This window comes from Cyclobacterium xiamenense, from assembly GCF_900109255.1.
GTDB lineage: Bacteria > Bacteroidota > Bacteroidia > Cytophagales > Cyclobacteriaceae > Cyclobacterium > Cyclobacterium xiamenense.
The window spans coordinates 974,926-997,060 of record NZ_FNZH01000001.1 but is presented as its reverse complement, the minus strand read 5'-3'; the positions used below and the strand labels follow the sequence as shown (position 1 = coordinate 997,060).

Genomic DNA, 22,135 nt, shown 5'->3' with positions numbered 1-22,135 from the left:
GGCGAGGATTAGCGCAATATAGGTTCTCTTGGTAGTTTTGCTCATGGTAATTGGTAAAGTTATCGGATTTGGTCATTTCTTTCTGGCAAGTATCCGGAAGCATTGTTTATAACACAAGAATAAACTACGCGGAAATTTCAATCAAATTTAAGTGACGAAATGGTGGAAAGCAGGGATAGAAAACGGGAATAAGATTTTGACCCCGCTTCCAGGCCTGAAGGGGCAGACCAATACTAACCGTGGATATCAAGCCAGAGTTGGCTAACATCCAGCTAACATGTAACCATGGAGGAGCTGACCGCTTATTTATATCTTTTCTAATTGGTAATGGAAATGATTTTTTCATCGATAAACAGATGCTTAGTAGGCTTTAGAGTTAATAACGACAGTTTTGGAAAAGGCTGAAGCCTATTACCAGGCCTGAAGGGCCTGAACAAAAATATCCCTGGGTGTAAACCCATGGCTAGCAAAGTCCTTGATAATTTCCAAGCCCGGAAGGGGTTGAACAGCAAGCAATTTAGGGAGTCACCTTTAAGGTTTCCGGGTACTCGTCGATGATGGTACCGTTTTCATTAATCATTAAAAAATGCTGGTGCGGCCCTTGCAAGGTGACGATAATGGCCGAATTTTCCATGGCGGACTTTCGCAGGTACCAGACTTCTTCCGGGGTTTTAGGCGTCTTTTTCTCCACTCCCCAGGAGCCATCGCCCAGGTAAACGATGCCATTGGGATGGATGGAATTGTTTCTTATCGGATAGCTGCGCTTATAGGTATGGTCGTCATTTTCCAGGGCTACCCGAACCCCATATTCCTCAAACAGCGGAACCCAGTTATCGAGTACTTCTTCGGACCAGAATTGAACTCGCTTTCCTCCAGGCTCCACCCGGCCTGAGGGATAGGCTGGTTTGTGGTAGACTGGAATCAGGTGCGGCCGATCCTGCCGGTCCTGAAGTGTTTTCCTAAGCCAGTCCGTCTGGCTTCCACTAATCAGATTGCTGTGGGAGCTGTCCAGGATGATCAGGCTGAGGTAATTTCCGATATCCAGCACACCAAAGCCCGGTTGCCCGGGAAAGGAAAAAAGGGGATAGAAAAATGGGGCTTTTTCCAAGCGCATGGCATCGGTAGGTTCTTCCATTTCGCCTCGTTTTACCGTCGCAATAAATGCGGGCATGCCGATACCTTTGTCAATATTGCTTTCCGAGGCCGGGTAGTGGTGATTGATAACATCGTGGTTACCCAAGCCGACGACTAAGGGCACCACGCGTCCATCTTCGGTAATCAGGGTTTCCCGGATTCCATCAAACCATTGGTACCAGAGGCCTACGTTTTCCTTGTTTCCATTGGCATAGGCCAGGTCTCCGCCCCAGACGATAAAATCCGGATCGTAATGCATGACGGCGCGGTTCATTTGGCGGAATAGCTCCCCATGAGAGGTATCCCCGCCGGCAGCAAAGCGGAGGGGGCGGTGGTCTTTGGCCGGAAGGGTGCGAAAGGAGTAGACCCGTTGGAACTCCCCTACACGAAATTCATAGTTCGAATCGGGTTTCAGGTCGCTCAGTTCGATGCGGTGAACCTGCCGATCCGAATGGGGGAAAGGAAAGGATTGAGCCCCTGCGGTCTGCCATTCGCTTGTGCCTTTAGAGCGATAGGTAAGCGTTTCCAGTGCTTCGCTCTCCGGAAGCGTATGCCAGTCGATGCTAATGGTCGTAGTAGGGTCATGCAGCCAGGTAAGCAGGATCGCAGCAGGTTCGGTTTGCGCTAGCGCAGCGGCACACAGGCAAAGGAACAACAGTTGACCGGTAAAAAAGCGTAACCAAAGGCTGGGGGTAAAACGGGATGGCATGAGTTTAACGAATTTATTAGATTTATTGGTAAATATACCGGAAACGGAAAAAAGTGCCTATTCCCAACGGGGTATTTTCTTTTACCCGGGTTAATTTCGGATTTCTAGTGTATTCATCTCTTTGTTTTTATACGTTTAGTACTGTAATCTATTTCGTTATTGCTTAACTAATGTACTTGTTAGTTGAAATGCAATAGGATAGGGGAGCTGGGGCTGTTGGTGGAGCTACCGGTAAACAGATAAGCGGTACACGAGGAAAAGGGGCTAGACGGATTTCCACAAATAAAGGTGGTGCGAGGGGCTTATACGCCAAACATCAGCTTGCTATACCATTTGAACCGATAGAAGCCAGCCCATTTCCACATTTTCGGAAAGTCTTTTTTCTCAATGGCCTCCAGGGCCAGTAAACGATAATAATCCACCACAGGTCGGTATAAGAAGGGATAGATAAAGGCAAATAGTATAAAAGAAATCGATCCCGGTGTACCGGCTTCTACCCAAAACCAAATAAAAATCAACGCAGGACCGTCGGCAATCAAGTGATACATCCAGACATTCTTAACGTAATTTTTCATTTTCTTTGATTGTTTTGGTAATTTAAACAACCCGGTACAGTCAGACAAGCGGTAAAGGAATTTTAGTGTAAAAAGACTTTATTCAGATGAAATGTGGAATGGAACACAATACACACCCTGGGGAGGTGTTAATTGTAGAGGTTATAGGTCCAGGCGTATCAATAGAGAATACCGATTGGTTAATGCGATATCCGGAACAAAAAGAAGGGACCGGAAGTGTACCATTATATAATGCAGGTTTCATTAGTAAGGGATGGCGTGGGATCATCAGTATTTAACATAATATAAATTATATAACAAATATATGGATTTGCCGTATTACGAGCACAGCGAGTATTTACACATAAGATCAGATATATAACTGTGTGTTGGCTCTAGCGTGGCTGAGTTGTATATCGGTAGCGATCTTATGTTAAGGCAAATACATAATCATGATACGGGAAAGCCGCTCGGCCATCGGACAAACCCTGCGCTCTGCCGTTACCTGACCAAACGGCTATTAATAGTTTCCCCAATGCTCTTTCAGGCTAAGACCTGATGATCAGTCCAAAGCTTGTCGTTCAAAATTTCGTTATCCAGGCAATTGTTCAACTCGATTTCAAATACGCCATTCTCAAGCGTTAGGTTTTTGCCTGTGATACACTTGCTTGCTAACGCTTTGTTTGGCTCACAGCTCAGCTCCAGTACTTCATTCAGGAAGTAGCGCAGCGGAAATAAGGATAAAATGGGATTGGATCCTGTCATACTTATGATTTTCAAACTACCTCAAAACCTGAAATTAAAGGCAAGATTGGTAAAGTAAGGCTGAATGTATGGTTGATAATTCGTGAAGTCGTAGTAAAACCGGTAACCAGCTCTAAAATCAACATCCACATTTTCACTCAACTTTGCGCCGGCATTGAGTGATAAATATCCGTAGGTATTTTTATAAGAATACCAACCATTCTGCACCTGCGGGAAGACCTCCCTGTAAAAATCTGTATGATCATATTTCACTTTAAAAAGCCATTTATAATGTAACTCTGTACCAAAATACCATCGCTCTGTAAAATATCCTGGCATCATACTTACTGTCCAGTTATAAACGTTGGCCTGATGAACCTTATTTTCAAGGTATTTATTTTCAGCCCCAAAATTGAGAATGACATTTGATTTAGCCTGGTGATGCAAAAGTGTAGTTTGAAAATTGAGGTTTAGGTCGTTATAGTTAAACTGAAACGTCTTCCATCCGATCTGACTTGTCAATTTTCTTTCGAAGCTACCTAGCCTGACATTAAAGCTTCTGTTGTAAGTAATCCCCCAAAAGAGCGCCGGATCAAACTCAAGATTAAGCATCATCGAATGCTTCTTTTCTGTTCTAAAAGCAAAGACGTTATTGATATGCTGGGCATTTGTGACCTGTACGATGACAAGCAACATCCCTGTGATTAATAGTTTTTTCATGTTTATTTGATTCATTGATTGAAGTAAGCCCGGATTTTAGGAAGGGTAAGCGGATGGTCAATAATCTCGTAGTGATCCGCCCCTTCAATGACAAATACATCATTTTCATACAGGATAAAATATTGGGCCTGAAACTCTCTCTGGTAAGCTACACCGAGCCGTTGGGTCGATCCTGAAATAAATAATACTTCTTCTGCAAAGTTTTCTTTGATTCCGTCGGTAAAGTCTGCGGTGTAGGACTTATCCCAGAGTCCCCTCCAGTCATTGAGGTAATAATTACATCTGAATCCCTGCCTGGTGTCAGTATATTCTATCCTTTGTCGTTCAAACTTGCTGGTCATTCGAAAGTAATCTCCAGCTTCATCATTGCCAGGAAACAGATAATCGGAATTATTCAGGAAGGCCTGCAAATCTTTGTTAAAGAAATCAACTGCAGCTGCTGTGGTATTTTCCATGGCAGGTTTATTCATTGGACCCGGTTCCATCAATACCAGCTTCTCTACCCTGTCAGGATGATTTTGCACATAGTAGGCAGCAAAAGCTCCTCCCCAAGAGTGACCGATGAGGTAGAACTTTCGTTCGGGGCTGAAATGATTGCCTATTTCATCCAGGTCCTTGAGATATTGAGGTCCCGTTAACTCACTGTTGGGCACTCTTTCAGACAGACCTGCTCCACGCTGATCCCAAAATACCATGAAATATTTATCACTTAAGGGTTGCCAAGCCAGGTAAGGTTTATAGCTGTTTCCCGGGCCTCCATGCAGGATGATCAAAACAGGTTTTGTTGGATCTCCAAACGTTTCGAGGTGGAGCTTGGTACCATCTGACAAGGTAAAGCTTGGAAGTGTTGGGTCATTGGTTACCGTTTTCGGCACTAATGTACCCATTTCGCTTGCATCCTGCTCGCAAGCACTGATCACAATTGAAAGGGTCAGCGCTAATATTAGGTAAGTTTTAATTTTCATTTTCATAAATTTGATTGTTTAATGGTTTAAGTTTTTGATTTTGACTGAAGCTTGGCCTGCTGGAGGATTCACTTCACGTCAATCCATAATCTTTTAATTGTGATTGACCATGCAAAAATGGGAAGGAATAGCAGTGCATTCGTCCTAAAATGAAATCGTGGACTTTTTGATGAATATTAAAACCTTTTAGAAGGTCTTTCATGAGAGATTCACCTACCACCTTGCTATTACGGCTGTAAATACCTTATTTTAACTACTTATTAACAAATCATTGATCAACCAAAAATCCATAGTCGTACTCCCTCTTGAGAATTTGAGCTCAGATCTGGAAAACGAATACTTCTCAGATGGTATGACGGAGGAAATCATTGCTGCACTGAGCAAGGTGAAAGGGTTGAAAGTAGCCGCCAAAACCTCTTCTTTTGCTTTCAAGGAGATCAAAAAAGATGTCCGCCATATCGGCAATGAATTGGGTGTATCGCTGGTTCTGGAAGGGAGTGTGAGGAAGTTTGGTGACCAGGTTCGAATCACGACCCAGCTCATAAGAACGGACAATGGCTTTCAGATCTGGTCTGAGAATTTCAATAGAAAATTGGATGACATCTTTGCTTTACAAGATGAAATCAGTCTCTTAGTTGCAGAGCGCATAAGGGAGAATTACGGACACCTGGAGCTCGACGAACATCTTGTCACGCCCAGCACGGAAAGTATTGATGCTTATGACACCTTTTTAAAAGCAAAGTTTTTTCTTAAAAGATGGAACCTCAAGGATATTCAAAAAGGTGCCTTGCTTTTTGAACAAAGCGCAAAACTCGACCCGGCTTTTGAGATGTCACTTTTTGGTGCAGGTCTGTGCTATAGTCTGCTTGGCTCCTGGGGTGCTATGGAAAAAGAATATGCATTTAAACGTGCCGAAAGCTATTTCCAGAAAGGTGGCGAAGGTCAGCGACCAAAGTCTGTATATGCCTACCACAGTCTGGCTACTCATGAATTTTGGGGGTTGTGGGATTATCATGCTGCCAACAAATTGATCCTGGAAGCATTGAAAATGGATCCTTATGAACCGGATGTCCATGAATGTCTTGCTGAATTGCTTACAGCCCTTGGTGATTTCGATGCAGCTCTGTCATCTATCAATACCAGCATCCAACACAATCCTCTCTCCCCTAATCATTTTTATACCCGTGCCAATATATATTATCAGCAAAAACAGTATGATTTAGCGCAAAGTGACCTGAACAAGTCCTTAGAAATTGATCCGGATTTTGCACTGTCTATCCAGCTGAAGTTAGCCTGCTGCATTCAACAACATAATCTGGAGGCTTTGAAAAAGTTGATTGATTCTCGCACAGATCTGAAACATCCAGCGCAATACCTGATGCTATTTCATCTGACTCATGGTGATGAAGTAATCAAAGAATCAGCAGTACGAGCAATGATAGAAAAACTGGGAGAAGTACAACCTCGACCGTTGATGGCATATGACCTGTATCTGATGGCTCAGATCTCATCCACCGAGGCGCTAGACATGCTTAAAATGAAATTAAGTATGCAAATGGGACAGGTGGTTTTCTTTAAACATGAAAACTTTTTAACACCCCTTCGAACTGATCAGGAGTATCAAAAGCTGGTTAGCCAGTATTTTCCGGATGATCAATTAGAACACCCGGAAATCCTGCAAAACGCCACTTCAAAATCACTAATGGCTGCCGCAGAGGTAAATCATTATACAGATATTTTGGAAGACCTAATGCAAAATGAACATCAGTACCTCGATACTTCACTGACCTTAAGAACATTGGCTGATACTATCAACCTGCATCCAAACAAACTTTCATGGTTACTAAATGAAAGACTTGAAAAAAACTTCAATGATTATGTGAATAGCTATCGACTGAAAGATTTCCAAAGGAAAGCGATCGATCCACAATACAGCCATCTGACGTTGCTTGGTCTTGCCTATGAAAGCGGTTTTACCTCCAAATCGGTTTTCAATGAATTCTTCAGAAAAAACACCGGGGTAACTCCAAAAGCATGGCTGAAGAAGCAAAAAGCAAATTAAGCTTTCTCACCTCTGATTATATTTTTTTACACAGCATCAACACTTTGACCATGAGTATGACCGCATCCTTCGAAGCACTCAATTGATTCAAAGTACCTGCGAGATAAATATCCAACTCCGGACAATAGTACATAGAAGTGCCGTTTAACCCAGAGTGACCGATCACCGTCCAATTAGGTAAAACGGGAGAAAGCTCCTTAAAGTCAATTTTACGGAGACCGTAACCGTACTCCATGCCTTTGGTCTCATAAGTCCAGCTTTGCATTGTGGTTAGTGTTTCTTTAGATACCAATTCGCCATTCATTAAGGCCATCTGGAATTTGATCAAGTCTTTCCCGGTAGAAACTATTGCCCCTCCTGCCCAGTCTGCACTTAAACTTCTCAATTGACTGATCTCATAGTCATCTGCATACATCTCTGCCATTTTCAGCGAGGGTTTGTTTGGTTCTGATCGTGTATTGAGATAGGTCTGATCCATCTCTAGTGGCCGGAAAAGATGCTGATTAAAAAACTCATGCAATCTTATCCCACTAACTTTTTCAATGATAATACCCAACAGCACATATTCCGTATCTGTATAAGAGTAGCCATGACCTGGAGCAAAAGACGGATAAAAATGATCTTTGGCAAAAGTGATTAATTCTGCCGGCTCCCATAGGTGATTCGGTTTCATCATTATCAAATCAAACATGCTGGGCGAACCATCTAGCGTTTCTTCTCCAAAATAGTCTGGCAGTCCTGATGTATGCTGCAACAAATGTGTGACTGTAATGGAGTCTTTGTAATTGATTCCATTCAGGATATGTAAGTCTTCAATCATACTGGCAGGCAAATATTGCGCTATTCGGTCTTCAAAACCGATAAGCCCTTGATCTACCAGCAAACCGATAGCAGTGGCCGTGAAGGTCTTACCTACACTTGCGGTGTAAAAGGGGTGCTCAGTTGTAACTACTTCACCATCTTTGAATTTTCCTTTGGCCGTATGCCACTCAAAATCTGCGGATGGAGAATAAAGAGTCAAAAACAGATTATGTATGTTTTCATTCTTGAGTTGTTTGTCTAACAGTTTGTCAACTCTGCTGATCGTTTTCTCATGGTCTTCTTGTGCTAAAACAGCTATTGCAAGTATGACTCCAATTATTAATAATCCTAGCTTTTTCATATTCTTTTAAATTCAGTTTTGAAGGCAAATTTTATTATTAGAATAACTGCCATCGTCCGAGATCTCATACAAATGGAAAACCGGACGTCATTTACTTATGGCATCATATGCTATTTCCAAATCCTCTCAAAATATTGTCAAAACTGATTGATCATTCATTTCTCAAATCAGAAAACTCCTGAATTTCATTTAGCCGTCCCATCATATAATCCAAGACGAATAGCGCAGTTCGTTATTTCAATTTTGAGCCATCATTCAATCTTAAAATGAAAAATAATGACGACTTTAAAGAAGAAAATTACACTTTTAATGACAGTAGCACTCGTAGCAGCTATGAGTGCTTGCAGCGACTATGACAGCAATCCACAACCCAATCCAACGAAGTATACTTCTGCCGAAGCATACTTGGAAGAAATCGGATTTTCAGGAAGCGTATTGATCCGCAAAGGAGGTAACGAAATAGTAAGGAAAGGATTTGGAATGGCTGACATAGCGAACGGCATTTCAAATGATCCTTCACTCATCTATCGAATTGGATCTGTAACCAAATCTTTCACTTCAGCAGCGATAGTCAATCTCAAAAGAGATGGTCTGATTGAAAGTTTTGATCAGCCGCTAAGCGATTTCGATGACGAATTTCCTCACGGTGACCAAATAACCATCAGACACTTGATGACGCACCATTCTGGGATTCCTGATTACGTAGGGGCCGTAAAAGCCTTTGCAGATGAGAATAACTATTTCTTCGATGCGGAGGAAATCTTTGATATTATCATGGAATCAATAGTAGAAGATGGATTGATCTTCACACCAGGAGAATTTTTTTCCTACTCCAACTCCAACTACCTAATCATGGGTATTCTGATCGAGGAGCTCACAGGAAAAACCTATCAAGAATACTTACAAGAAAAGGTATATGTACCACTCAACCTGCTCCATACTGGAAAGGGCCCTGATGCAATATCTGGAGCAGAAAGAGCAAAAGGATATAATGACGGTTTGCAGGTAGGAGCCTATCAAATGCAGATAGCTTACAGTGCAGGAGAAATCGAAAGCAACATTTCGGATCTGGAAAAATGGGGTGATGCCATGCTGGGAGATTACTACACTGCAGAAGAGAAAGAGGCAGTATTGGTCGCACCAACTGGCCAGGATGGTGTCAATGCACCAGGTGCAGGTTGGTTTACACTGAATATTGAAAATCAGGTGATCTATCATCATGGTGGTAACATTGATGGGTTTACCAGCTTCTTAGCCCTAGTTCCAGAATCCAATGGACTTATTATCCTACTTAGCAATGAGCAAGATAAAGATGAGCAACGGAACCAGATTTTGGAGACCATCATGAAAAACGAATTCTAAGAAACACTTGCAATTAATCATTCAAATTTTTAAAAAATGAAAAAGATAATAGTAGCAGGATCGACAGGGTACTTAGGAAGTCATCTTGTCAAAGAATTACAAAATCAAAAAATCCCTTTTCAAGCAATAGCGAGAAACACCAAGAAGCTTGAGCAACAAGGGTTACAGGAAGAGCAAATCATTAAGGCGGAAGTTACAAATCCAACGACACTTACAGAAAAACTTAAAGGAGCTGATGTTTTGATTTCCACTGTTGGCATTACACGACAAAAAGATGGACTCACCTACAAGGATGTAGACTATCAGGCCAATATGAATTTGCTAAATGAGGCGAAGAAGGCAGGTATAAAAAAAATCATTTATGTATCTGTAATTAACGGAGAAAAGATGCGAAACCTAAAAATCATGGAAGCCAAGGAGAAATTCGTAGACGAACTTAAGCGATCAGGGCTGTACTACCTTATTGTTCGTCCAAATGGCTTCTTCTCTGACATGAAGGATTTCCTAGATATGGCCCAAAAAGGGAAAGTGTACCTTTTTGGAAGTGGGGAATACAAATTAAATCCCATTCATGGAGCTGATTTAGCAAAAGCGATTGTAGAATCTATGGATACTAAACAGCATGAGATTATTGTGGGGGGACCAGATATTCTCACTCAGAATGAAATTGCAGAGTTGGCACTTAAAACGTGGAGGAGACCCATCAAAATCGTTCACCTCCCTGATTGGATCAGAAAACTAACCATACCAACGATGAAGCTATTTACATCATCCAAGACCTATGGTCCTATAGAATTTTTTCTCACTATGATGGGTCAAGACAACATAGCTCCTAGATATGGCATACATCGTCTAAAATCACATTTTGTTTGGGAAGTAGATCATATCAATGAGAAACATGGCTCCAGGCATCAGGAATCAGATAAAAAAATGAACGACTAATTGCATCATGAAAGTAAAAACATTTCTTCTCGTCGGTATGTATTCCTTATTCAATCCCTCTAACACCACTTCGCAGATCAAATAAGTTTATGGTTTGGCTTGCAGCAGAAATTCGAGTGAAATATGCCATACCTGCCATGGCTATAGGTGTTATCAAATCAGATACCTGCAACTATAGCGTTCAAGGACCGACAAAGGAGAATGGTCACAAAGAAATGGTGCTTAAAAATAAATCTCACTTAGGTTCTAACTCAAAAGTTATCTCTTCCTTTATTGCCATGAAAATGGTGAATGAGGGAAAGCTTCAATTTCATACGAAATTCATAGACATGTTTCCTGAGATGAAAGATTCAATAAGGAAAGAATACCAACTTGTTTCGCTTGGGGAATTACTTTCCCACAGGGCTAAGGTGCAACCATAGACTGGTGGTTTAGATTTTGAAAAACTGGCCCAGTTTTAATGTAATGTTTCTGAAAGAAGATACGTCTTTTCAAAATACGTTCTAAAAGAAAAGAGTGTCCGGAAGGGGATTTACCCTATCGCAGGTTATGTGATGGCTTCCCTTATGCTTGAGAAAGCTTCTTCTCAAACATTATGTGGTAAATGACCATTTGAGAAATCTTGGTCTCGATTGTTACTTTGGATTTCCCAATAAAGAAAGAAAGCTTAATCCCTGAGGACATTGGAAGCAAAACGAAGAACTTATTCCTCTCGAAGAATCTCACACCTACAATACTATATATTGCATCGGCATATCAGTACTTGGTTTACTCGGTGTTAGTATGCATTCTCAATTAGTATATTGGATAAGCGCTGCAATTGCAATTGTTCAACTCGTTTTCAAATACGCCATTCCAAGCGATGGCTCACAGGCTTGTTCGGTTTTGTTTGTTTTCGTAGTATGCCCTTAGCCTTCCTCCCCAGGTTATTTCATAGGGAACAATTTTTAGAAGAATACTCAGATGGAAAAGCAGGACTGCTGCTAGCATCCAAAACATTATTTTAATCGCTATTTTGGGTTTCATCATTTCTATGCCTGTTAATGATTAATTTATTTGTTTAAATTATGAAAATCTATTTATGATTTTAAAGATTTTTGGTGTTTGTATGAATACCAACCCTCTTCTATCTCTGGAAAATTTCACGAGGGGAAACGACACATTTTTTTTGCTTTAAATAATCATTTGTTAAACCATGATTCAATTTCGGTGATGAAGATCTATACACGCATAAATGTGCCAGTCAATATGATCACATCCTGTAGGAAATGTATCAGCCAGGCCCAAAAGATGCCTTTGGTTTCAAGTATGGACTTGGTAAGTAACCATCCAAGAAATCCTGCCGCAAGGACGCCGGCTATACCTCCGGGACTCCCCCAGTAATGCACACCGCCAAAGATCGCTGCCGAAATAAATGGTAAGCAACCTTCGCTTATAACTCCTTTCAGGGCCACAATAACCCCTACCCTTGTAATGCTTTCTTCAATGAACGAATTGGTGACAGAAAATACCAAGCTGAATGGCAAGATCTTCCATAATAAATCGTAATTCATTCCCTCCCCACGCATTACCTGCAGGTAAATGATGATGGCTGTTACCACTGAAATCACCAGGGCGAAATCCCGTCCTACATGAAGCCAGTTTCTACCTGGTTTGGGATTGATAGATAAAGCAGGTACCGGGGTAATCGCTGCGGCAATGTTTCCCTTTTGGAAATATGCGTTAAATATCGTCGGCCGTCTCGTCCTGAGGAGCGAAAGAAATCCCATGCAGATGAGTAAGGTAATGGGCTGATACATCAGGTGCCTGTTGACCATTTCTGGGAGTGAAGAAAGTATGGTGATACCTTCGACCCATCTTCCTATCAAAGGCAACAAGAATGTGAGCACCGTGACGCCTGCAAATAGCAGATAACTTTGGACCGTATATTGGTTGAATCTCATTAATCGTGGAAGGTTTTTTAAGGTGATTGCCGGGCTGTTGCCTTTGGTATCCCCAACTCAAAGCCCATGGCCTGGCAACCACCTCCTGTTTTGGGCTTAGAATTTGAATCCCAGGTAGAGATTGGGTTCAAAAAGGAAATAATCTCTCCATTGATCATCCAGCTGCTTAAATGCTTCAGGCGTATTGGTATCTAAAACCCAAAATTGGGAATGTATCTGGGGTTCAATGAAAAACTGCTTTTGCTTTCCAAAGGCAATATGATAGCCGAGATGAAAGGAATTATACAGTTTAAAGCCATTGCCTAACTTGTTTTTGTCTTCATCCCGGTAGGTTTTAAACTGTGGCAGGACTTCTACAGTAGCAAATAGTCCTTTCCATAACATGCGTTGATAGCTTAATCCTATTCCTGTTTCCCGCACGTGTCCGGGGTAGAATTCGCTTTCAGCTTCTAGTTTATCCAAAAGTCCGTCCCACCAAAGAATCCCCATAGGTTGAAAAAGCCGCCAGGAGGCAAGCTTTAACCCAATGATATTCTTATCATCCAGGTTACGTTTGACATGAAGTTCTATGTGCTGGGTATGTGTCCGATCGTTCCAGGATTTGGTGGCTAACTGGGGTAAAATAATGGTCGGCAGACTCACCCGATATTTGTGCATTACTTTACTTTCCGAATTAAATTGTTGGTTGCGCTGAGCAAATGTACCGAAGGACAAGAACGATAAAAGAATGATTAGTAGGTTTTTCATAATTCGATTGTTTTTTTTGTGAAACTTTAATTTTTGAATTGAAGTATGGTATAAATAAATATCCATTGCTAATGGCCATTTGTCGGTTTAATTTTTTTTGACAATTCAAAATTGGGCTGGAAAAACTGCCTAATCGTCCGAAAATGAAACTTCGGACTTTTTGGTGAATTTCAGGACATTTTGCCCTTTATCGTTAGTTTTACCTGCTAAAATAAATCTGATTAAGCGGAAGGCATCAGGGAAAACTTTGGCCATGCCTGCACTTTTCCTGACCTGCATCGAACATTTACAATTATTAAAGGTTCTTGAGATAGACATGTACAATGGATAATTGCTGCAATAGATGAATATGACATTAGATGACAAGCGTTTGGATGCTTTTCGACTTACAGGAGATCCTGAGGCGGATAAATTGGTAGAAACCATATTAGGTACAGATCAGAAACAGAAGTTGTATATGGCTTTGCGCTGTAAGTCCTGGGAGGAAATCAAAACTTCAGATATTGATGATCCATTGAATGACTATTTCATGATTGGCAATGTACTTCCCGATTGGGCCTATGAAGAGGAGATGGAGAAGGCAACTGCATTGTTTAGAAGCAATGGCAATGAGTTTTTGTTTATGCTTGGAATAGTCTCCCTTCCCTACTGCTATGCTGCTGCAAAGGGCGCAATATCCCTATACTATACCGAAAAAATAAGAAAGAATACCGATGCCAGGTTACTGGAAACCACGGCATTTATTGTGGAAATTATGAAACCTGATGCCTTTAGGAAAAATGGGACGGGGTTTTTGGCCTTGAAGCAGTTGCGGATCAGACATGCGATGGCCAGGTACTATTTGAAAAATATTAATGCAATCAATGAGCTGAATGAAAAGCCTATCAACCAGGAAGATATGGCCGGAACAAATCTGGCCTTCGCCTATATGGCAATCCGGGCAATGCCGAAAATTGGTGTCCGTATCCCAAAAGACAGCGCCAATAGTTACATGCATTTTTGGGCGGTGGTGAGCCATTTGATGGGTATTGAAGAAGAACTACTGCCAAAAACGATGATAGAAGCATTTCATCTAGAGAAAAAAATTTCCGAGCGACAGTTCAGGTCAAACCGCGAAGGGAAAGAGCTAACCAAACAGCTAATAGGACACTACAAGACAAATATCCCTAACATCGCTACCGTCCAACTTATCAGACCCATGATCAGGTACATGGTAGGAGATAAAGTAGCAGGAACCATTGGGCTCAAAAACAATACTTTATGTGATCCGATGGGACGGTTGATGGGACTACTACCACTTTTTAAACGACTTGTTTTTCCACCCTTTCAGTCCTTTGAAAGCATCGTGAAGCAAATAGAAGCCAGGCTTCAAATACTCGCAAAAGCTTAAAAGCCAATCGATTAATGAGGTTACTCTGAGTAACCTCATTAATCACGTCAAGTAACCTCCTCAATCGGCTTGGCCACCCTATTCCGTCTAAGAAACGGGAACTGTTGGTCAAATTCTTTGGTCCTGGGAAAGGTTGAGCGACCTTGTTTCATCGACAATCTTTCTTATGATCCCGTCCAACTCCTCTCCGGAAAATTTAATGTGACTAATCCACGTGTCGAGGTCGTTCCGAAATTCATTACTATCTTCCAGTAATTTTACTATGCCCAGGATTCTCGCTACGGGAGCCCTTACTTCGTGAGATTGGGACCAGGCGATATTAAGAAGTTTTTTATTTTGTTCTTCGATCACATTCAGATTGTCCAAAATTCGCTTTTGATCCTCCTTCCTCTGCGAAATATCCTGAGTACTGCCAAAGAGTAGGACCGGTTTTTTGTCTACCATTTCTGTTTTACCAATTACCCGTACCCACTTTTCCTTTCCGCTTTTAGTAACTATTATGGCCTCAAAATCGATTTTATTCCCATTTTCAATGCTACTTTCAACTTGAGACCGGACCATATCCCGAAAGTCTTCACGGTAAAAATTAATGGCGGTCGCAAGATTAGGTTCAAACCCATCTGGGTTCGTTTCGTGTAAATTATGAACTTCCTCAGACCAGGATAATTTATTGGCAACGATATCCAGTTCCCAACTTCCAATTTTGGCCATACTAAAGCTCTGCTGGGTTAGCTGCCGAAACTTTTTTTCCTCCGTAATATTTTTAGCGATGGAATAGATAATACCCAATTTTATATCTGGTTTGCACGACCAGCTTGTCCAGATAACCTTCCCATCTTTAGTGATGAATCGCGTTTCGAAGTTAACCGTATCTTCTCCGTTGGTGAGATCGTAGAATTCTGCCTTCGATATTTCTTTGTCCTCAGGATGGATCCATTTTTCAAAGGAATGGCCGATGATTTCATTTTCTGCATAGCCCAACATGTCACATCCCTCCTTATTGATGGACAAAAATCTGCCCTGAAAATCTCCCACGCTGATTAGTTCGGGAACAGAGTTGATCAGGCGATACAAATCCTCCTCCAATTTTTTTCGGTGAATTTCTGATCCAATAAAACCTTCCAGATGGCTAAAAATGGATGTGAAATTAGGAAACGCATGACTTATCTTCGAACCCACCACCAGAATGCCATAGGTACTTCCTGAAAAGGTCAAAGGAATTCCCAGAAGGGTTTTCAGACCAATATTTTTGGAAATCTCACTTCTCACAAAATGCTTTTGAACCGAATGGTCTCTCCAAAGTATTAGTTTTCCTTCAGCCCATATTTTTCCAGGAAGGCCCTCCGAACGGTCAAACACAGTTTTTTCAACAGAAGCGTCGTAGAATTGCTGATCCTTTGGGGATGGCAAAAAACATCCAATTAAACGTATTTTTTTATTTTCAAGGTCTGGAGCCCATAATTCTACCAGGTCAAATGCGCCATATTTACCAACGGTTTGGCAAAGTTTTTCTGCACAAACTTCTATTTTGCTCTCCTGCGTGAAAATCTCACTGATTTCTGTAACTAGATCTTTTTCTATTTCCTTGTTTTTCCGCTCGGTAACGTCCCTTTCGATGGCGATAAAGTGCGTAATTTTACCCATCTCGTCGGAAACGGGATTTATGGTAAAGTTGACCCAAAATTGCTCGCCATTCTTCTTGCAGTTGATCGTTGTCAATTCTGAAGCCTTCCCTTTCCGTAAATCATGACCCATTTTGGAAAGTGCTTTCCTATCTGAAAGGGGTCCCTGGAGTAGTCGGGGTGTTTTGCCCAGAACCTCCTCCGAAGCATAGCCGGTCATTTTTGTAAATGCCTCATTTACATACAAAATCTTTGGTCCGGGCTGATCCATAGGTTCAGCTTCGGTGATCAATACCACATCATTGGTGTTGGTAATGACACTCTCCAACAGTTTGAGCCTGTGTTCCTCCTCTATCCTTTCGGTAATATCCCTGGAGTTGGCAACGATTCCTTTGATGACCGGGTTTTCCAGCATATTGGTCAAAACGGTCTCTATCCATCTCCATTGATTTTTATGATTACGAAAGCGAAACGGCTCCACCTGTACCCGATGATTATCCACAATGCTTTTCAGGCTGTTTTCTGTTCGCTTCGCGTCTTCAGGATGTATAAATTCAAAAACATTTTTTCCTAAAAAGTCTTCCGGGGCGATTCCGAGTATTGGGATGCTGGTGGGACTCACATACTTGTATTTGCTTTCTTCGTCCAGAATAGCAATCAGGTCTGAACCTTCCTGGACCAATGCTTTAAACCGCTCTTCACGTTCTTTTAAAATTTTTGATTTTTCAAACGATTCCTTAGCATCCTTTGCTACACAATAGATCAGCTTTTTATCTGGAATCCACCGAGCAGAGCAAAGGTTGTACGCAATCCCGCCGTCTTTCCTTCGATACCGGTTCAGAAACGTGTGTATTTCTTTTTTCTGAACTATCTCTTTTGCTAATTGGTTGGTTTTCTTTACGTCTTCGGGTACGATCACGTTGACAAAGGGTGTACCCACTAAGGCTGAAGGGGCATAACCCCAGTGCCTTTCGGCAGCCGCACTCACGAAGGTGAACTTTCCCTGCTCGTTAATGGTGCAAAAAACGTCCAGGGAGGCCTCCAGCAATTGGACTGCTTCTGACTCACTGCTGACGATATTGGTGATATCCCTAGCAAAGCAACAAACGCGTGGTGCAGCATCCTGGTTGTCATCTGAAAAGGGCTCAAATAAAGTCTGGAATTGCCGTGGGTCACCCTCACGTTTTCCAAAGAACGTTTCATCAACGTCAAACCGCTGACCCTGCAGGGCTTACTTATAATAAGCTTTCCATCGCTGTACCTGATCCGAACCAAATTTCGAAATAAAGATGGACTCCCATGGCTTTTTTACTATGCTAAGGTTTTTCTTCATCAGGGCATAGAAGGCAGGATTGGCCTCAACCAGGTTTAATTCCGCGTCTACAATCCAAACCGGATCGTTCGTTTTATTCAGTAATAGTTCCGAAAGCGTTTTTCCTGCCATATTTAAAATTACTACATGCCCGAGTAAATTCCAAAACTAGCCGCGATGGCCGGAAATCCCCTACCGATTCTAAGATTAAAGAGGTTACTTCAAGTAACCTCCTTAAAAGCGTTGGTCAGTTAACCTTCTATAAACTCACTCCAAAAACCAACTACTCCCAACCCTTCACCTCACTACTCCTCCTGTTGCCTGATTTATCTACCCAATAAATATACCAAAGTTTGGCATCCTGTGGAATGATGACCTGCCCTTTTGCTTTATCGAGTGGGATCAGTTGCCAGTCCCTTTCGGGACTCCGTTTCGCATCTGCGGTGTATGCCAGGTAAACTTCTTTCGGCGCAGGAGCAATCGAATACCCAACCTCACTCCCCTTTTGGCTCAATTTAATTAAACTATTAAAATCGTTCTTATCTTCTAGTATGGTACTGATAAAGCGGTAAATTTCCCCGGGTTCTGCTCCGTGAAAATGGCTGTGTTTCAGTTCCGGTATCATCGCATACTGCGCATTTCCGGCTAGAATAGCTGTTTTTTGCCAGTTTTCAACGAAATAGGCAAAATCATTGGTGCCGTTGATAAACAGCATGGGCACCCTTGCATGGGCCACATAGCTGGAAGGATCCCATAGTGCTACCCAGCGTTGGGTTCCTTCTATACCAAGGGAGTCAAACTGCCGGTCCCAGGCGCTTCCTTCGTGAAGAAAGCCCGCTCCATATACCGGCACGGCCGCAGCAAAACGGTGGTCTACTCCAGCTACCAGGTTGGTTAAGTAACCGCCCCAGCTGATACCTGTTATCGCTGTCTTATCCGGGTTTATCTCCGGAAAGGACCGAATCAGGGAGTGCGCCCGGATAATATTGGATACCGAATGGAATTGCCATTGGACGGTAAAGGCTTCGTCCAACCGGAAAAACTTATGCGCGTCGTCCTGCTTTGGACCTCCGGCGGCCGTCTGCATGCTTTTTGAACCCCAGGGGTTGTCCTGTTGGGCTTCGGGTAAAGGCTGATTACCACTCAGGTCCATGGCAATAGCGGCGTATCCCCTTTCCGCCCATTCCTGTGCCCAGATTCGAAAGGCCGTCCCTCCCCCACCGTGTACCAGCACAACTGCGGGAAACTCCCGGCTTCCCGGGTTTTTTTCACCCAATGTAGCCGGGCTGGCATAGTACGCAAATACTTCCGTCACATTCCCTTCATATTCCTCACCGGTATAGATCAGCGACCAGACAGCATCGGTCTGATTTACCCATTTATAGTTAGGGGCAGTAGCTAAAGTCTCTAAATTCCAGGGAATTCGCCCTTCCAGATTCGGAGGGAGAGCAAGTTCGGTTTGCGCAATAACAAGGCCTCGGAAAATTAGGAGGGTTAAGGCGATTAAAATGATCCTTTTTTCCATACAAATGCCATTCTATTTGTTTATAGCTACTACGAAATCGATGATAAAGTAGGAACTTATACTTTTATCTCCAAAACCATTTCTGCAATGCGGTCCGTTGTCGCATACAGCACCCCTTGCTGATGCATAAAGGTCGTTTCCGGTGTATTGAGGCGTAGTTTTTCGCCCTTGCTATTGGATACCGGTACGCCCAATTCTTCATAAATCAAGCGGGTGGCGGCAAAATCCCAGATGCTGCCACCCCCCTGTTGCGGCCTGGGAAATTTTACGTAGCAGGCATTCGCATGGGACAAGACAGCCAACGCATTCCGGACTGCACCAAAACCTACGTGGTATACCACCTCCTGGTAATTTTCGGCTTTAGCCCATTGCTTCATCTGTTCGATAAATGCGGTAAAGCAATCGGCCGACTGCATGCTCCGGTCCATATAGACATGCAATAGGCGATCATCGCTGCTTCTGTCTAAGCGAAAAGGTTGGCCGTTTAATGCAATGCCCTCGCCTCGGATGGCGCTGTAACACAGTTCCTCATCGGGAAGATAGACTACCCCGATCACTGGATCTCCGGATTGAGAAACAAGCGCAATGGAAACGGCATACCCCGACCGCTGCTCCGTAAAGGGCAAGGTGCCGTCCAGTGGGTCAATGCACCAGAAATAGTCGGTATGCAAGCGGGATCGATCATCGGCGGCTTCTTCGGTCAATAAGCCCAGATCATATTGGCTACTACCGGGCCGTAAATGTTTGAGAATGATTTCCTGTGCCTGATAATCAACCTCGGTCACGACTTGGGAAGCCTTGGAATATCCCCCCTGCTTATCCTGTAGGTCATGGGGTTGATCGACCTGCGATTGAATCAGTTGCCCCGCTTCGATACTTGCGTCGACGGCGCCTTGACAAAGTGTGGAAAGGGTATTTTTGTTCAGCATCTAAACGTAAGTTAGTTCTTCCAATACGGACCGTGTCAGTCGTTCGCTGTACCCATGCATCTTCCAATGACCGGTACTCCAGCCATCCAGAAAACGATACAGATCGGCCCAGGCGAAGGCGTATAACTTCGTCCACTCTTTTTTAACCAATTGAAAATCAATAGACTTACCAAGCGCCCTTTCAAGTGCATCAAAATAATGCGAAAGTAATTCATCCTCATAGTTTTCGCAGGCTTCTTCTGCAAAACAGCTACTGATAAAATAGGCAACATCTTTTATGCCACAGCCCTTTCCAACATATTGAAAATCCACGGCTGCCACCTGTTCTTCCGGGCTAAAACAGAAATTTGCCAGCTTGGCATCGCCGTGCACCAGGGTCTGAAAGGTAGCTTCATGGAGCCGTTGATCGATCGCAGAAGCGGCCTGTTGCAAGGGAATGTTTTTCATTTTCGCCCACTCATCGGGGCGGGTTCCCAGGTGCCAATAGGTGCCGACTTCCCAGAGGCCTATGGGCGGAACCTGCATATAGTTGGCATGGAAACGGGCCAGCCATGTCAGGCAGTTTTTAGCAGCTGCCAACGAAACCGTATCGGGTGTCAGACGTTTGGGAAAGCCTAAGGTATTGAGGTCTTCCATAATCAAGAGTCGCATGCTGCCTTTTCCTTCGGCACGCAATAATTGAGGCACTTTACACGCTGCTTCCGTTAACCGGGCATACTGCTCGTACCAGTAGCTTTCCACGGCATAGGATTTGATTTTACGTTGATGGGACAAATCGGTATTCCAACCCCGGGGGTGTTTACCAGATTCAGGTAATTGTATATGCTTGACAATAACCGACGGATACCTCCCTCCTTCTAAAACGTAGCGTTTGATCGAGCCGTACCCGCTCCATAGGGTTTGAACATGGGCGACTTCCCGGATGGCGGTGGCGCCGATACAATGAAGAATTTGGGAGGCTATGGGAGACATGCTTGGTATAGGAGTTCAATCGGTGTGTTTTTGATGAATGAAAAGGCAAAGACAACCAGTTAACCGGACTAACCGATCCTAAAGTTAGGGAAATTTTCGATCTTACTGAGGCTTCTAAATTCCGTAAACCCGAACGTACATAAATCCCCCTTGCTAAGGGGGAAAAAGGGGGATTTTTTCGAGCCCGGACCATTTTATCGCTTACCGGCACTTAGGTGGTGAAACGATTCCTCGGGCATGGCATCAATCCAGGCTTTTATCAGTTCCATTCCTTCCCGGTGCACCAAACCCCGACCAATTTCCGGCATGGCCGCTCCCACTTGATTGGTACCCATCCGATAGGTCAAGATGGATTCGTTGCTTTTCCCCGGCCAAATGGCATAGGTAAAAGACCCGGCACCAAAGCCTGCTGCCACCGGCGTTTTGAACACCCCCAGTTTTGCGGGATCCGTTTCTTCGTAATTCAAGAATAAGCCAGAGGTACTTGCCGGACCTTCGGCGCGGTGGCAATGTGCGCAGTTGCTGTCCAAATAGGCCTTTGCCCTTAGGTTCAAATCCGATGAGATGTCGCTATAATCGACCATGGCGGGGTACGCCTGCAGTGGTTTCAACTCCTCCAGGTACCCGGCTTCTTCCCAGGCGATCAATTGGTTTCCTTTTCCAGGCAACGCATGGTTTAGCTGCTTTGCCTTCACACCCAGAGGCACCATTACCTCATTGCTATTGTGGCAGCTTTTGCATTGGGCCTGATTGGGAACGATGTATTTGACGAACTGTGCCTGCCCCTGTTGATCTACCCAGTCTACGGACACCTCCGCCCCGACGGCTTTGTAAATGGCGTCCGTCTGCTCCTCGTTCCAAAGATAGGGAAAAGCTTCCCAGGCCCCGTTTTTCTTGACCATAATCCGGGTCTCGATGACCCGGATCTTTTCCAAAGGGTTTCTGAAGTCCGCCGGATAATAAAAATTTTTAATCAGCACCGTATTTTCCGGGAAATCGATGGTCCCCTCAGAATCGTCCTGAATAGTGGCACTTGCTCCTTCAGGCATCCAAATGTATCGGGTTTTGAATGCATAATCGGTAAAGAGAGACGAGGCAGGTTCATACAAAACAACACCTTTTCCCGGATTAAATTCCCTGATTTTACCTTTGAAAAATCCGTAATCGGAAAGTTTACTGAAAGGCATCTGATCAAAATTTACCGTATTGATGTCCACATCAGGTGCTTCCCATTCCCCATAGACCATCGGTTGATCTGTTGTTTCATGTTTAGTGGGCGCACTGCAGGCGCACAAGACAAAAAAGGCTGCCAGAAGGCTGTATATTAGATTGGTATTCATG

19 protein-coding genes are annotated in these 22,135 nt (G+C 43.3%); 5 read left to right on the top strand and 14 right to left on the bottom strand.

Going from position 1 to position 22,135, the window contains the following annotated elements; all coding sequences use genetic code 11:
* Positions 1–517: 517 nt before the first annotated feature.
* The 5 genes from BMW71_RS03680 to BMW71_RS03655 form a co-directional block, all read right to left on the bottom strand.
* Positions 518–1,843 (bottom strand): purple acid phosphatase family protein, encoded by a 1,326-nt coding sequence (locus BMW71_RS03680; RefSeq protein ID WP_092169582.1) that lies wholly within the window; start codon positions 1,841–1,843, stop codon positions 518–520.
* A 302-nt stretch (positions 1,844–2,145) separates the two neighbouring features.
* Positions 2,146–2,418, bottom strand: a complete 273-nt coding sequence (locus tag BMW71_RS03675) for a hypothetical protein (RefSeq protein ID WP_092169579.1) — start codon at positions 2,416–2,418, stop codon at positions 2,146–2,148.
* Between the two features lie 522 nt (positions 2,419–2,940).
* The gene (locus BMW71_RS03665; protein WP_092169574.1) at positions 2,941–3,162 is read right to left on the bottom strand and encodes a hypothetical protein; all 222 of its coding nucleotides are present in this window, start codon (positions 3,160–3,162) and stop codon (positions 2,941–2,943) included.
* Between the two features lie 21 nt (positions 3,163–3,183).
* The gene (locus tag BMW71_RS03660; protein ID WP_143057545.1) at positions 3,184–3,861 is read right to left on the bottom strand and encodes a hypothetical protein; all 678 of its coding nucleotides are present in this window, start codon (positions 3,859–3,861) and stop codon (positions 3,184–3,186) included.
* 11 nt (positions 3,862–3,872) lie between these two features.
* Positions 3,873–4,832, bottom strand: coding sequence for an alpha/beta hydrolase (locus tag BMW71_RS03655; RefSeq protein ID WP_092169569.1), 960 nt, complete (start codon positions 4,830–4,832; stop codon positions 3,873–3,875).
* A 265-nt stretch (positions 4,833–5,097) separates the two neighbouring features.
* Here BMW71_RS03655 and BMW71_RS03650 point away from each other — a divergent pair, with 265 nt between their 5' ends.
* Positions 5,098–6,888 carry a helix-turn-helix domain-containing protein gene (locus tag BMW71_RS03650; RefSeq protein ID WP_092169566.1) on the top strand — a complete coding sequence of 597 codons (1,791 nt, stop codon included), beginning with the start codon at positions 5,098–5,100 and terminating at the stop codon, positions 6,886–6,888.
* 16 nt (positions 6,889–6,904) lie between these two features.
* Here BMW71_RS03650 and BMW71_RS03645 read toward each other — a convergent pair whose 3' ends face one another.
* A complete protein-coding gene (locus BMW71_RS03645; protein WP_092169564.1) occupies positions 6,905–8,050 on the bottom strand; it encodes a serine hydrolase domain-containing protein in 1,146 nt (381 codons plus the stop codon).
* 276 nt (positions 8,051–8,326) lie between these two features.
* Between BMW71_RS03645 and BMW71_RS03640 the strand changes: the two genes are divergently transcribed.
* The 3 genes from BMW71_RS03640 to BMW71_RS03630 all read left to right on the top strand — a co-directional run bounded on the left by BMW71_RS03640 (position 8,327) and on the right by BMW71_RS03630 (position 10,776).
* Complete coding sequence (locus tag BMW71_RS03640; protein WP_092169561.1) at positions 8,327–9,412, top strand: serine hydrolase domain-containing protein; 1,086 nt, start codon at positions 8,327–8,329, stop codon at positions 9,410–9,412.
* A 36-nt stretch (positions 9,413–9,448) separates the two neighbouring features.
* Positions 9,449–10,354 carry an SDR family oxidoreductase gene (locus tag BMW71_RS03635; RefSeq protein WP_092169559.1) on the top strand — a complete coding sequence of 302 codons (906 nt, stop codon included), beginning with the start codon at positions 9,449–9,451 and terminating at the stop codon, positions 10,352–10,354.
* 89 nt (positions 10,355–10,443) lie between these two features.
* Positions 10,444–10,776, top strand: coding sequence for a serine hydrolase (locus BMW71_RS03630; protein WP_092169556.1), 333 nt, complete (start codon positions 10,444–10,446; stop codon positions 10,774–10,776).
* 798 nt (positions 10,777–11,574) lie between these two features.
* Here the strand turns inward: BMW71_RS03630 and BMW71_RS03625 are convergent.
* Together BMW71_RS03625 and BMW71_RS03620 are read right to left on the bottom strand one after the other, a co-directional pair.
* Positions 11,575–12,297 carry a CPBP family intramembrane glutamic endopeptidase gene (locus BMW71_RS03625; RefSeq protein WP_092169554.1) on the bottom strand — a complete coding sequence of 241 codons (723 nt, stop codon included), beginning with the start codon at positions 12,295–12,297 and terminating at the stop codon, positions 11,575–11,577.
* 96 nt (positions 12,298–12,393) lie between these two features.
* Complete coding sequence (locus BMW71_RS03620) at positions 12,394–13,044, bottom strand: hypothetical protein (protein ID WP_092170261.1); 651 nt, start codon at positions 13,042–13,044, stop codon at positions 12,394–12,396.
* Positions 13,045–13,387: 343 nt separating this feature from the next.
* Here BMW71_RS03620 and BMW71_RS03615 point away from each other — a divergent pair, with 343 nt between their 5' ends.
* Complete coding sequence (locus BMW71_RS03615) at positions 13,388–14,434, top strand: oxygenase MpaB family protein (protein ID WP_092169551.1); 1,047 nt, start codon at positions 13,388–13,390, stop codon at positions 14,432–14,434.
* Positions 14,435–14,542: 108 nt separating this feature from the next.
* Here the strand turns inward: BMW71_RS03615 and BMW71_RS03610 are convergent, their stop codons facing one another.
* From BMW71_RS03610 to BMW71_RS03585, 6 genes are all read right to left on the bottom strand, one after another.
* Complete coding sequence (locus BMW71_RS03610) at positions 14,543–17,104, bottom strand: PAS domain S-box protein (RefSeq protein ID WP_092169549.1); 2,562 nt, start codon at positions 17,102–17,104, stop codon at positions 14,543–14,545.
* Positions 17,105–17,287: 183 nt separating this feature from the next.
* Positions 17,288–17,500: a PAS domain-containing protein gene (locus tag BMW71_RS03605; protein ID WP_092169546.1), complete on the bottom strand. Its 213-nt coding sequence runs from the start codon at positions 17,498–17,500 to the stop codon at positions 17,288–17,290.
* 151 nt (positions 17,501–17,651) lie between these two features.
* The gene (locus BMW71_RS03600) at positions 17,652–18,893 is read right to left on the bottom strand and encodes an alpha/beta hydrolase family protein (protein ID WP_092169543.1); all 1,242 of its coding nucleotides are present in this window, start codon (positions 18,891–18,893) and stop codon (positions 17,652–17,654) included.
* A 56-nt stretch (positions 18,894–18,949) separates the two neighbouring features.
* Complete coding sequence (locus BMW71_RS03595) at positions 18,950–19,822, bottom strand: 3'(2'),5'-bisphosphate nucleotidase CysQ family protein (RefSeq protein ID WP_092169541.1); 873 nt, start codon at positions 19,820–19,822, stop codon at positions 18,950–18,952.
* The gene (locus tag BMW71_RS03590) at positions 19,823–20,794 is read right to left on the bottom strand and encodes a phosphotransferase (protein ID WP_092169538.1); all 972 of its coding nucleotides are present in this window, start codon (positions 20,792–20,794) and stop codon (positions 19,823–19,825) included.
* A gap of 194 nt (positions 20,795–20,988) precedes the next feature.
* A complete protein-coding gene (locus tag BMW71_RS03585) occupies positions 20,989–22,134 on the bottom strand; it encodes an SO2930 family diheme c-type cytochrome (protein WP_092169536.1) in 1,146 nt (381 codons plus the stop codon).
* Between the last annotated feature and the right edge of the window lies 1 nt (position 22,135).

Bases quoted from the DNA above. Each gene is read 5' to 3' on its own strand.
- BMW71_RS03680 (WP_092169582.1), bottom strand. From the start codon at position 1,843: ATGCCATCCCGTTTTACCCCCAGCCTTTGGTTACGCTTTTTTACCGGT.
- BMW71_RS03675 (WP_092169579.1), bottom strand. From the start codon at position 2,418: ATGAAAAATTACGTTAAGAATGTCTGGATGTATCACTTGATTGCCGAC.
- BMW71_RS03665 (WP_092169574.1), bottom strand. From the start codon at position 3,162: ATGACAGGATCCAATCCCATTTTATCCTTATTTCCGCTGCGCTACTTC.
- BMW71_RS03660 (WP_143057545.1), bottom strand. From the start codon at position 3,861: ATGAAAAAACTATTAATCACAGGGATGTTGCTTGTCATCGTACAGGTC.
- BMW71_RS03655 (WP_092169569.1), bottom strand. From the start codon at position 4,832: ATGAAAATGAAAATTAAAACTTACCTAATATTAGCGCTGACCCTTTCA.
- BMW71_RS03645 (WP_092169564.1), bottom strand. From the start codon at position 8,050: ATGAAAAAGCTAGGATTATTAATAATTGGAGTCATACTTGCAATAGCT.
- BMW71_RS03640 (WP_092169561.1), top strand. From the start codon at position 8,327: ATGACGACTTTAAAGAAGAAAATTACACTTTTAATGACAGTAGCACTC.
- BMW71_RS03635 (WP_092169559.1), top strand. From the start codon at position 9,449: ATGAAAAAGATAATAGTAGCAGGATCGACAGGGTACTTAGGAAGTCAT.
- BMW71_RS03630 (WP_092169556.1), top strand. From the start codon at position 10,444: ATGGTTTGGCTTGCAGCAGAAATTCGAGTGAAATATGCCATACCTGCC.
- BMW71_RS03625 (WP_092169554.1), bottom strand. From the start codon at position 12,297: ATGAGATTCAACCAATATACGGTCCAAAGTTATCTGCTATTTGCAGGC.
- BMW71_RS03620 (WP_092170261.1), bottom strand. From the start codon at position 13,044: ATGAAAAACCTACTAATCATTCTTTTATCGTTCTTGTCCTTCGGTACA.
- BMW71_RS03615 (WP_092169551.1), top strand. From the start codon at position 13,388: ATGAATATGACATTAGATGACAAGCGTTTGGATGCTTTTCGACTTACA.
- BMW71_RS03605 (WP_092169546.1), bottom strand. From the start codon at position 17,500: ATGGCAGGAAAAACGCTTTCGGAACTATTACTGAATAAAACGAACGAT.
- BMW71_RS03600 (WP_092169543.1), bottom strand. From the start codon at position 18,893: ATGGAAAAAAGGATCATTTTAATCGCCTTAACCCTCCTAATTTTCCGA.
- BMW71_RS03595 (WP_092169541.1), bottom strand. From the start codon at position 19,822: ATGCTGAACAAAAATACCCTTTCCACACTTTGTCAAGGCGCCGTCGAC.
- BMW71_RS03590 (WP_092169538.1), bottom strand. From the start codon at position 20,794: ATGTCTCCCATAGCCTCCCAAATTCTTCATTGTATCGGCGCCACCGCC.
- BMW71_RS03585 (WP_092169536.1), bottom strand. From the start codon at position 22,134: ATGAATACCAATCTAATATACAGCCTTCTGGCAGCCTTTTTTGTCTTG.